The organism is uncultured Shimia sp. (genome assembly GCF_913054185.1).
Lineage (GTDB): Bacteria > Pseudomonadota > Alphaproteobacteria > Rhodobacterales > Rhodobacteraceae > Shimia.
In genome coordinates, this window is sequence record NZ_CAJXIV010000119.1 from 1 (window position 1) to 11,115 (window position 11,115).

Annotated in this window: 9 protein-coding genes and 2 tRNA genes; 8 read left to right on the forward strand and 3 right to left on the reverse strand. The window is 58.2% G+C overall.

What is annotated here, in order from left to right; all coding sequences use genetic code 11:
• Positions 1-853, reverse strand: an 853-nt coding sequence (locus tag QZ517_RS18195; RefSeq protein WP_294229830.1) for an AMP-binding protein, incomplete at its 3' end; no start/stop codon positions are given.
• 220 nt (positions 854-1,073) lie between these two features.
• Here QZ517_RS18195 and QZ517_RS18200 point away from each other — a divergent pair.
• Entirely contained in the window at positions 1,074-1,985 is a 912-nt protein-coding gene (locus QZ517_RS18200; protein ID WP_294229833.1) for a pirin family protein, read from the forward strand.
• Between the two features lie 70 nt (positions 1,986-2,055).
• On the opposite strand, the gene QZ517_RS18205 is transcribed toward QZ517_RS18200, so the two are convergent.
• Positions 2,056-2,643, reverse strand: coding sequence for a TetR/AcrR family transcriptional regulator (locus QZ517_RS18205; RefSeq protein ID WP_294229837.1), 588 nt, complete (start codon positions 2,641-2,643; stop codon positions 2,056-2,058).
• Positions 2,644-2,769: 126 nt separating this feature from the next.
• Here QZ517_RS18205 and QZ517_RS18210 point away from each other — a divergent pair, with 126 nt between their 5' ends.
• The 7 genes from QZ517_RS18210 (at position 2,770) to QZ517_RS18240 (ending at position 10,253) form a co-directional block, all read left to right on the forward strand.
• Positions 2,770-3,006: a hypothetical protein gene (locus tag QZ517_RS18210; RefSeq protein WP_294229839.1), complete on the forward strand. Its 237-nt coding sequence runs from the start codon at positions 2,770-2,772 to the stop codon at positions 3,004-3,006.
• A gap of 94 nt (positions 3,007-3,100) precedes the next feature.
• A complete protein-coding gene (locus tag QZ517_RS18215) occupies positions 3,101-4,399 on the forward strand; it encodes a homoserine dehydrogenase (RefSeq protein ID WP_294229842.1) in 1,299 nt (432 codons plus the stop codon).
• Positions 4,400-4,621: 222 nt separating this feature from the next.
• Positions 4,622-6,979, forward strand: coding sequence for a VCBS domain-containing protein (locus QZ517_RS18220; protein WP_294229845.1), 2,358 nt, complete (start codon positions 4,622-4,624; stop codon positions 6,977-6,979).
• A 95-nt stretch (positions 6,980-7,074) separates the two neighbouring features.
• The gene (glpX, locus tag QZ517_RS18225) at positions 7,075-8,049 is read left to right on the forward strand and encodes a class II fructose-bisphosphatase (RefSeq protein WP_294229848.1); all 975 of its coding nucleotides are present in this window, start codon (positions 7,075-7,077) and stop codon (positions 8,047-8,049) included.
• 101 nt (positions 8,050-8,150) lie between these two features.
• Positions 8,151-9,896: a single-stranded-DNA-specific exonuclease RecJ gene (gene recJ, locus QZ517_RS18230; RefSeq protein WP_294229851.1), complete on the forward strand. Its 1,746-nt coding sequence runs from the start codon at positions 8,151-8,153 to the stop codon at positions 9,894-9,896.
• 161 nt (positions 9,897-10,057) lie between these two features.
• Positions 10,058-10,132: transfer RNA gene (locus tag QZ517_RS18235), tRNA-Glu, on the forward strand.
• A gap of 46 nt (positions 10,133-10,178) precedes the next feature.
• Positions 10,179-10,253 (forward strand) — tRNA-Glu (locus QZ517_RS18240).
• Between the two features lie 142 nt (positions 10,254-10,395).
• Here QZ517_RS18240 and QZ517_RS18245 read toward each other — a convergent pair.
• A partial coding sequence (locus tag QZ517_RS18245) for an aldehyde dehydrogenase family protein (protein ID WP_294229854.1) occupies positions 10,396-11,115 on the reverse strand: 720 nt, incomplete at its 5' end.

Below are 11,115 nucleotides of genomic sequence, written 5' to 3' on the forward strand. Positions count from 1 at the left end.
TGGCGATTTCGCCTTGCAGGCCAAGCCAGACCGTAGGCACGCCCCACGCAGAGTAGACCTTTTCGTCATCCATCAATTTGAACAGGCTGGCACCATCCAAGGCACCGCCGGGGAAAATCAGCGACGCACCAGTGAGCGGCGCGGCATACGGCAGGCCCCAAGCATTAACGTGGAAGAGCGGCACAACAGGTAGAATACGCTTGCCCGGTTGCAGCGCAGCGGGCAGCGACAGTCCCACCATCATCGCGTGCAACACGGTGGAGCGGTGGGTGTAAAGCGTGCCTTTTGGATTGCCGGTGGTGCCGGAGGTGTAACACAGGCCTGCGGCGGTCTCTTCGGGAAAATCTGGCCAGTCGAAGTGCTCCGGCTGCCCGTCGAGCAGCTCTTCGTAGCAGTGGTAATCGCCCTCAGGCATATGGGCACGGTCGGTCATGACAACCACTTTCAATCCCTTTGGCCATTGGGCGCGCAGCGCGGCGACAATTGGCACAAAAGTGGTGTCGACAAACAGCATCGTGTCATGGGCGTGAGTGATGATGTAAGTCATCTGTTCTGCGGAGAGCCGCGGGTTGATGGTGTGGCACACGCCGCCCGCGCCAGAGATGGCGTAGTAAAGTTCCAAATGGCGGTAGCCGTTCCAGGCCAGGGTGGCGACACGATCGCCAAGCTTCAGGCCTTGGGCCGTCAATCCATGCGCCAGCTGCGCCACGCGTTTGGCGGTTTGCGCATAGGTTTGGCGGTGAATGTCACCTTCGGTGCGAACCGAAACCACCTCCCCCTCGGAGTGGATTTCTGCCGCGTAGCTTAGAATATCCGCAATCTTAAGCGGACGCATCATCATGGACCCTTGCATATGGCCCTCCCCTGCCAATGAGTGTCTGTTTGCAGATCACGTTACGCGCAAGTTCTGAGATTTCAAAAGCCTGCATAAAAAGTGTCGTCACGTCGCAGGCGCGCGCGACTTAATCTCAGCGCGTATAGATTGTGTGCAGATGCGCACAATTAAACTGCGCAGCCGCCAATTTTATCACTGTCCTTGAGGCCCTATTTTGAGCCGTGAAAGGAGACATGTCATGTCTATCAGACCTGTTTTGGAGACCCGCAACGCCGTTCCAGCAATGGAAGGCGCCGGCGTACATATCAACCGTGTGTTTGGGTTTCAGGACCCCACGGAGCTCGACCCGTTTTTGATGATGGATCATTTTCGCAATGATGATCCGGCGCAGTATGAAAAAGGGTTCCCGTGGCATCCGCATCGCGGGATTGAGACCATCACCTACGTGATTGACGGCGCGGTGGAGCATCAGGACAGCCTGGGCAACACCGGCAACCTGAAATCTGGTGATGTGCAGTGGATGACCGCCGGGCGGGGGATTTTGCATCAGGAGATGCCGACACCGGATGCCCACGGGGTTAACCACGGGTTCCAGCTTTGGGCCAACCTGCCGCGTGATCTGAAGATGACGGATCCGCGCTATCAGGATGTGGAAGGCAAGGAGATCCCGGAGATCATCGATGACGACGGCACCAAGGTGCGCATTGTCATTGGCAGTTTTTGGGGAAAAACCGGGCCTGTCGACGGCATATCTGCGGATCCGATGTTTTTGGACGTGACCGTGCCTCCGGGGGTGAAGAAGACCTTCCCAATCGACACGCGGCGACGTGCCTTTGCCTATGTGTTTGAAGGCGATGCGGCCTTTGCGGATGCCAGCCAACCAAAAGGTATCCTGCTGGAGAAAGAAGTGGCAGGTGAAGAGCTGAACATCCGCGACATGAGCGGGGATCGGACGCTTATTCGCTTTGGCAACGGTGATGAGGTCACGGTTCAGGCGGGCGAGGAAGGCGTGCGCTTTCTGCTGGTCTCAGGCCAGCCCATTCAGGAACCGGTGGCCTGGCACGGGCCAATTGTGATGAACACGCAAGCCGAGCTGCAACAGGCCTTTGCCGAACTGCGCAACGGCACGTTTATCAAACCGGCGCATTAAAACATTCGGCCAGAGGGGTTTTGCCTCTCTGGCTTTTTCTGAAGATCAACTCAAAACGCTCCCAAAGCGCTTAGGCACCCACCGCTTTGCGCACCATGTCCCAGTAGATCTGCTCCACCTCAGCCAAGGACAAGCGGCCCCCTTCGCGAAACCAGGTGTTTACACCGGTCAACATGGCAATCACCGCCATAGTGGCAATCTTGGGATCGCTGACCTCAAAATCCGCGCTACTGACGCCGGACCTCAAAATGGTTTCCAAACTATCCTCGTAAGACCGGCGCAGAGCTTCAATCTTGGTAAAGTTTTCCGGCGTCAGATTGCGCAGCTCCATATAGGCAATAAACACCTCATCCGGGCGTTCTGAGTGAAACCGCAAGTGCAACCGGGTGAAATGCTCTAACGCTTCGACCGGCGTGGCCCCGTCCGGCATGTCATCTCGTGCGGCCAAAAGCTCTGTCATGTGGGTCTGCATCAGGTCGAACAGCAGGCTCTGCTTGTCGGGCGTATAATTGTAGAGCGCCCCGGCCTGCACCCCCACTTCGCGCGCAATTTGGCGCATGGAAACCGCCGCATAGCCATGTTGGGCAAAGAGGTGCAGCGCCGCAGCGCGCACGCGTGGACCGGTGATGTCGGAATGTGAGCCTTGAGTTCGTGCCATGGTTCCTCATTATCTGAACATACGTTCGTTTAAAACCCCGTGCAGTCCAATTGCCTGTGTACGATCACGCCTTGTGTGGCCCCACAGCCATAGGTCATAAAGCGGTGAGCCAAAACGGACCCTGAGATGTTATCTGTGCGCACCTTTGCCTTTACCCTGCTGCCCCTGTGGGCGTTGACAGCCTGTGGGGAAACCCCCGGTATGGAAGCCACCAGCGATCCCGCATTGAAAGCCGCGCCTTACCCAGACATCCTGCCGCAACATGCTTTACCCAAGAAACACCAGACTCGGTTGACTGAAAACAGTGAGGCGAAGCTGGAGGCAAGCGGGGCGCGGCTCAAAAACCGCGCAAACAATCTTTAGTCCATGCACCACACGCCGCGCGTTGCACAGCGCCCAAAGAGCGGCTAAACGGCAAAACAACAATCACAAACCACCTGCAAAGAGGTAGCCCATCATGACCACGTCCCAGCCTACTCCGCTTCGTCTTGGGATTGCCGGTTTGGGCACCGTGGGCGTGGGTGTTGTAAAAATCATCCGCCAGAAAGCCAACGTATTGGCAGCGCGGACCGGACGCCCGGTTGTGATCACCGCCGTGAGCGCACGCTCCAAAGACAAAGACCGCGGCGTGTCGCTGGCGGGCTACGCCTGGGAAGAGGATCCGGTGGCCCTGGCCAAACGCGACGACGTGGATGTGTTTGTCGAGCTGATGGGCGGCGAAGAAGGACCGGCCAAAGACGCCATCGAAGCGGCCTTGGCACTGGGCAAAGACGTTGTCACTGCCAACAAAGCACTGCTGGCACATCACGGCCACGCCTTGGCGCAAACCGCCGAAGCCAAAGGCGCGGTGATCCGCTTTGAGGCGGCTGTCGCTGGTGGCATTCCGGTGATCAAAGCCCTGACCGAAGGTCTGGCGGGCAATGACATCACTCGCGTCATGGGCGTGATGAACGGCACCTGCAACTACATCCTGACCCGGATGCAAGACGCCGGTCTGCCCTATGATGAGGTTTTTGCCGAAGCGGATGCGCTTGGGTACCTGGAAGCTGATCCCACCCTTGATGTGGGCGGCATTGATGCAGGCCACAAACTGTCCCTGCTGTCCTCTATCGCCTTTGGCACCAAGGTTGATTTTGACGGTGTCGAGCTGGAAGGCATTCAGCGCATCTCTATTGAGGACATCAATCAAGCTGCCGAGCTCGGCTTCAAGATCAAGCTGTTGGGCGTCACACAGATGACTGGTCGCGGCCTGGAACAGCGCATGTCGCCCTGCCTTGTGCCCGCTGACAGCCCGCTGGGCCAGCTTCAGGGCGGCACAAATATGGTGGTGATTGAAGGTGACGCGGTGGAGCAGGTTGTGCTGCGCGGCCCCGGAGCTGGTGAAGGCCCAACCGCAAGTGCGGTGATGGGCGATGTCTGTGACATCGCGCGTGGCTTCCGCCTGCCAACTTTTGGGGTTCCGGCAGATATGCTGACCACTGCCAAATCGGCACAGTCCAATTCCCCTGCACCTTACTATCTGCGCCTCGCTCTTGAGGATCGCCCCGGTGCCATGGCCAAAATCGCCACGGCTTTGGGCGACAATGGCATCAGCATCGACCGTATGCGCCAAACGCGCCACGACGATGCCCATGCGCCGGTGTTGATCGTGACCCACAAAACCCAACGCGCGGCGCTGGATGCGGCTGTGGTGGCGATGCGGGAAACCGGGGTGATGGCCGCTGATCCAGTGGCATTGCGCATCGAAGCTGTGTAACCGCCTCGGCGCGCGCTACAAGCAAATATAGTAAATTTTGAATTATTGCCAATCCACGCTACACTCTAGGGCGTGGCAGTGGGTTGACGATTCTTGCTTTGGTGTGCCTGAGAGGTCGCCGTATTAAACAGTGTGATCTGCCACGAAGAGTTGCACGACTTGGTCGCACCTTTTGCGATCTGCTGAACCTTTATCAAAAAGTCCATTTTGGGGGAGAACACCATGCCAAGGTTTAACTCGTGGCTAGATTGGTTCAATAAACCGATTGTAATCGGCACGCAGTCAGATGATGTGCTCACGCTAGAGGACAACGACCTACCCGGAAGGATCTTCGGTCTCTCAGGGAATGACACCATGTTTGGTGGCCACCGAGACGATTATCTCTTTGGTGGACGCGGCAACGATGACATTTCTGGCGGCCGTGGCAACGACAAGATTTTTGGCGGGGCCGGCAATGACACCATGTCCGGCGGCGAAGGATATGACAAAATCTTCGGTGGCGGAGGCGTAGACACCGCCGTTTTTGAAGGGTCGGTGTTTGGATACACTTGGGAACACGGCTGGTTTCACAAACTGCATGTGAAAGACATTGATGCCTCTGACGGCGACACCGCCATAGACACGCTGCACAGCGTCGAGTTTTTGCAGTTTGACGACTATACCTTTGAAATTGGCGGCACCAACGGTGCCTTGGTGTTGGGCGAAGATACGGCCACCGATGAAGACACCCCGATTGTGATCTCGTTTGACGCCTATGATTTTGATGGGGGCACCGTCACAGTCTCCAGTGTTGGCGCCTCGTCCGGCGGTTTGACATTGATCGGCAGCAGCGCGCTTTCCCAAGGCATGGGTGTCGGCGCCAGTTTCAGCTACAGCTTTGACCCCACCACCGCCTTCAATTATCTCGCGGTGGGAGAATACGGCACCGCAACCATCACCATTGTGATCGACGACGGTCAGTGCAACCTGACCACGCATTCTCTGGATGTCTCCGTGGCTGGGGTGAATGACGCCCCAACCATTACGGGTGTGACCAACGACGTTGGGGACTTGTTTGAGGACAGTGTGATTGCGGCCAATGGCGTGGTCTCTGCGACAGACCCCGACGTCAGCGATGTTTTGACCTTCTCAGGCGGATCCGGCACCTACGGCACCTTTTCCATCGACCCCAGTTCCGGCGCGTGGAACTACGCTTTGACCAACGCCTCACTTGCAGTTCAGGAGTTAGGCGTGGGCGAAAGCCTGACGGACACAATCGCTGTAGAGGTGTCTGACGGAAATGGCGGCACCGACACCGTCAACGTCTCCGTGACCATCCACGGCACAAATGATGCACCCGTCATTAGCAATGTCAGCTACGACAATGACACCGTGACAGAGGACGGCGCAGTGCAAAGCGCCTCCGGGGCGGTTGTGGCCGATGACATCGATAAAAACGACACGCTCTCCTATAACGTGGTTGGCAGCAGTACCGGCACCTATGGCACCTTGGCGCTTGATCCCAACACCGGCACCTGGAGCTATGTTCTGAACAACAGCTCGGCGGCGGTTCAAGCCTTGGCAGCAGGGCAAACCGTCACCGAAACATTTGATGTGCTGGTCAGCGACGGCAACGGCGGCTTTGACACGGCAACCATTTCCATTGACGTCAACGGCAGCAATGATGCGCCTGTGATCACCGGAACGCTCTATGACGTTCCAGTAGTGACGGAGGACGGCGGCCTCACAGCACGAGGCAGCATCACTGTCACCGAGTTAGATACCAACGACACGTTGAGTTATGTGGTTTTGGGAAGTGACACCAGCGGCTTTGGCACTTTAACAGTGAACCCCGACGGCAGCTGGAGCTACGCGCTCAACAATGACGGCGAATTGGTGCAAAACCTCAACGCTGGTGACACGCGAATAGACACCTTCCTCGTGGCTGTGATTGATCCCAGCGGTGCGCGCGACACCACCAGTATTTCAATCACAATTAACGGCGCAGATGACGTCAATCCAGACACCGGAGATGGCGGGGGTGGCGGGGGCGGTGAGCCTCCGGCCTCCTCAACGCTGGATTTTGAAGGACTGCTGCATGCGAACTCGTTTGAAGGTTCGGCTGGTGGGGTGCAATGGTCCTCGGGCTGGGCCACTTTCGACTCCACCCTGTTTGGGCACGCGCGCGGGGGCGGTCAGTTAGATACAGGTGTCGCGAATGGCGCGACCAGTGGCACCATGGTGGTGGCCGGCGGTTCTGGCGTCACCCTCGACGGAGATTTTGTCGACACCTTTGATTTTGAAAGCGCGCAGATCACCTCTGCCTTCAGGGATGGCATGACGCTGACTGTCGAAGCCTTTGATCAGTCGTTCCAGAATGTCGAAGTAAGCCCAGGCGTGTTTGAATATATCGAGGTCTTCACCAGCCTCGGGTCCGAAAGCTTTGTTCTGTCCACATCTGGCCCAACGTTTGTTGAGTTTGACGACGCCATCTTTGACGCGGTGGATCGTGTGGTCTTCACCACCAGTGGCGGCACTCCGCTGCCAATCCCCCTGTCTGGCGACCAGTTTGTCATGGATGATGTGACCATTTTGATCTGATCTTTGTTTTGATCCAAATCCCCGGCGGCCTCAGGTTGCGCCGGGGGTAGGCCTGCGCTATTGCGGACTTAAACGTGTTCACAAGGATCTATTTCATGTCCCAGAAGCCGGAATTTCACGATCGCATGTTGTCCCTTGGCCTGGCCCGCGTTGCGGAACAGGCTGCCATTGCCTCCGCTGCCTTGATTGGCAACGGTGACGAGAAAGCTGCTGACCAAGCCGCTGTGAACGCCATGCGCGAACAGCTCAACCTTTTGGACATCGCTGGCGTCGTGGTGATTGGCGAGGGCGAGCGTGACGAAGCGCCGATGCTGTTCATTGGCGAAGAAGTTGGCAACGGCAACGGCCCTGGCGTGGACATTGCACTGGACCCTTTGGAAGGCACCACGCTGACCGCCAAAGACATGCCAAACGCGCTGACTGTGATTGCCATGGGGCCACGCGGTTCCATGCTGCACGCGCCGGACACCTACATGGACAAGCTGGCCATTGGTCCGGGCTATCCGGAAAACGTTGTGTCGCTGGAAATGAGCCCGAAAGAGCGCGTGGAAGCTCTGGCCAAAGCCAAAGGTTGTGACACCTCCGACATCACCCTGTGTATCCTTGAGCGTCCGCGCCACGAAGACATGATTGCGGAAGTCCGCGCCACCGGCGCCTCGATCCGCCTGATCACCGATGGCGACGTTGCCGGCGTGATGCACTGCGCCGAAGCCGAAGAAACCGGCATCGACATGTACATGGGCCGCGGTGGCGCCCCCGAAGGTGTTCTGGCAGCCGCAGCACTGAAATGCATGGGTGGTCAAATGTGGGGCCGTCTGGTGTTCCGCAATGACGACGAACGGGCACGTGCCGCAAAAACCGGCATCACCGATCTGGATCGCGTCTACTCCCGCGATGAAATGGTCACCCAAGACGTGATCTTTGCCGCAACCGGCGTGACGGGCGGCTCGCTTTTGCCTGCCATCAAACGCACCCCCGGCTGGATCGAAACCTCGACTCTGCTGATGCGTTCCAAATCTGGTTCTGTGCGCCGCATGACCTACCGCGCCCCAGTGGATCAGACCTCTTGATCGCTGCAGACATTTTTGTTTGATTTGGGCCGATGTGCCCCACAGTTCGCATATTGTGGCCCGCCTTCTGGCGGGCCTTTTCATAAGACGAAGGCTCCGACATGACTGACTTCCTTGGTGTTTCCGAAAGCTTGACCGGACGGCGCTGGGTGGGACCGGATGTGGAAACCACACGGGCCGCAGAACAATTGGCGCAAGACACCGCCCTGCCCCCGGCGCTTTGTGCTGTGTTGGCCCGCCGTGGCGTAACCGCCGGTGAAGCGGAAAGTTTCTTGGAGCCCAAACTGGTGGATTTGTTGCCGGACCCGCACAGCATCAAAGACATGGAATTGGCCGCACAGCGGTTTTTGCAGGCGGTCAAGACGCGCCAACGCATCGCGGTCTTTGCCGATTACGACGTGGATGGCGGCACCTCGGCCGCGCTTTTGATCACCTGGCTTCGCCAGATGGGCCTGTCTGCTACACTCTATGTGCCGGACCGGATTGACGAAGGCTACGGCCCCAACGAGACGGCGATGGCGGAGTTGGCCAAGGGTCACGACCTAATCATCTGTGTGGATTGCGGCACGTTGAGCCACGCGCCTATCGCGGCCGCCAAGGGCGCGGATGTGGTGGTGTTGGATCACCACTTGGGCGGCGAGACCCTGCCGGACTGTGTCGCAGTGGTAAACCCCAACAGACAGGATGAAAGCGGCGATCTGGCCCACCTGTGTGCTGCCTCGGTGGTGTTTTTGATGCTGGTCGAAGCCAACCGGCAACTGCGCGAAGACGACGGCGCACGCGGACCCGACCTAATGGCGATGCTGGACCTGGTGGCGCTTGGCACCGTGGCCGACGTAGCCCCCCTGATTGGGGTAAACCGCGCATTGGTACGCCAAGGTTTGAAAGTCATGGCGCGACGGGATCGTCCTGGCGTGGTTGCCTTGTCAGATGTGAGCCGTATGGATTCCGCGCCAAACAGCTATCACCTTGGTTTTTTGCTTGGCCCACGGGTGAACGCTGGCGGACGTATTGGGCAGGCTGACCTTGGTGCCCGACTGTTGTCCACGGGCAATCCGCAAGAAGCCCAAGCCATGGCGGAACGGCTGGACGAGTTGAACACCGAACGCCGCGACATTGAGGCCTCGGTGCGGGCTGCGGCCATGGCACAGGCCGAAGAGCGTGGATTGGATGCGCCGCTGGTCTGGGCGGCAGGCGAAGGCTGGCATCCGGGTGTGGTCGGCATTGTCGCCTCCCGCCTAAAAGAGGCCACCAACCGCCCGGCAGTGGTGATTGGGCTGGAGGGCGACGAAGGCAAAGGCTCTGGTCGCTCGATTTCCGGTGTGGACCTAGGCGCAAGCATTCAAAAACTGGCCGCCGAAGGCCTGTTGATCAAAGGTGGCGGACATAAAATGGCGGCGGGTCTCAGCGTGGCGCGAGATCAATTGGAACCGGCCATGGAACGGCTGTCTGAGATGTTGGCCAAACAAGGTGCAGGCAACGCGGGTCCTGCGGACCTCAAACTCGACAGCCTGTTGATGCCCACAGGTGCGACAGTGGATCTGATCAATGACATCGAGAAGGCCGGCCCGTTTGGCGCGGGTGCAGCGGCCCCACGGTTTGCTTTCCCGGATGTGGAAATTCGCTTCACCAAACGGGTCGGCGACAGCCACCTGAAGCTGACTTTTGGCGATGGCTTTGGCGCGCGCATTGATGGCATTGCCTTTGGCGCCTTCGACACTGCGCTTGGCCCCACGCTCGAATCGCATGGTGGGGCGCGGTTCCATCTGGCCGGGCGGTTGGAAATCAACACTTGGGGTGGGCGTCAGTCGGTGCAGCTGAGGCTTGAAGACGCCGCGCGGGCCTGAGCCAATTTGCCCTTTCCCGAAGGAATATTGAGAGAATTCGAGGCCTTTCTGCGACGGAAGCACTGCCCCCTCAGCACCGGAGAAAATTTCCGTAAGTCGCGCAAATTACCACTTGCACCCATGCCACGCTTTCACTAAATACGCCTCACGCTTCAGCGCGCGTCCCGTTCGTCTATCGGTTAGGACGTCAGGTTTTCAACCTGAAAAGAGGGGTTCGATTCCCCTACGGGATGCCAGCTGTGGCCAGATATGAGAGCAATCTCAGACGTATCTAAAAAATGCGTCCCGTTCGTCTATCGGTTAGGACGTCAGGTTTTCAACCTGAAAAGAGGGGTTCGATTCCCCTACGGGATGCCATTTTTTCTTCAGCCCCACAAATTGACGCCACTTTGATCCACGTGCCTGCGCAAATTTGCTGATTTTCTATGCGGATCAGGAAACGAAAAAGCGCGCGATCCATATAGATCGCACGCGCCTGTCGTTGGTCGGCAACCGCGGATTACCCCCAATCGCGGCAGACGTATTTGATCTCCGTGAACTCTTCCATCCCCATGCGCGCGCCTTCCCGGCCCAGACCAGATTGCTTGGTGCCACCAAAGGGAATCGGTGCACCTGTGACCTTGGTGCGGTTCACCGCCACCATGCCAAATTGCAGCGCACGGCTGAGGCGGTAAATGCGACGCGGGTCGTGGCTGTGCACATAAGCCACCAAACCATATTCACTATCATTGGCGCGGGCGACAACCTCATCTTCGCTGTCAAATGGCGTGATCGGGGCCACCGGGCCAAATGTTTCTTCTGACATGATCAACGCCCCTGCGGGCACATCGGTCAGTACCGTTGGTTCAAAGAACAGCGTGCCCAGTGCGTGGCGTTTTCCGCCACAGGCCAGCGTCGCGCCTTTTGCCAAGGCGTCTGCCACATGTGCTTCCTGCTTTTGAACTGCGCCGTCGTTCATCAGCGGACCGAGGTCTGGATCGTCCATGCCAACCCCAACGGTTAGAGTCTTGGTCGCAGCCACAAATTTGGTGCAGAACGCCTCATAGATCTCCCGTTCCACGAATATCCGGTTGGCGCCCAGGCAATCCTGCCCCGAGGTCGCAAACTTGGCTTTGATGGTTTCCGCCACCGCCACGTCAAGGTCAGCGTCATTGAAAACAATCACCGGGGCATGGCCGCCCAGTTCCAAGACCAACCGCTTCACTGTTTCAGACGATTG

What these genes read in the sequence shown, in the direction of transcription:
- QZ517_RS18200 (WP_294229833.1), top strand. Translation starts at nt 1,074, where the DNA reads ATGTCTATCAGACCTGTTTTGGAGACCCGCAACGCCGTTCCAGCAATG.
- QZ517_RS18205 (WP_294229837.1), bottom strand. Translation starts at nt 2,643, where the DNA reads ATGGCACGAACTCAAGGCTCACATTCCGACATCACCGGTCCACGCGTG.
- QZ517_RS18210 (WP_294229839.1), top strand. Translation starts at nt 2,770, where the DNA reads ATGTTATCTGTGCGCACCTTTGCCTTTACCCTGCTGCCCCTGTGGGCG.
- QZ517_RS18215 (WP_294229842.1), top strand. Translation starts at nt 3,101, where the DNA reads ATGACCACGTCCCAGCCTACTCCGCTTCGTCTTGGGATTGCCGGTTTG.
- QZ517_RS18220 (WP_294229845.1), top strand. Translation starts at nt 4,622, where the DNA reads ATGCCAAGGTTTAACTCGTGGCTAGATTGGTTCAATAAACCGATTGTA.
- glpX (WP_294229848.1), top strand. Translation starts at nt 7,075, where the DNA reads ATGTCCCAGAAGCCGGAATTTCACGATCGCATGTTGTCCCTTGGCCTG.
- recJ (WP_294229851.1), top strand. Translation starts at nt 8,151, where the DNA reads ATGACTGACTTCCTTGGTGTTTCCGAAAGCTTGACCGGACGGCGCTGG.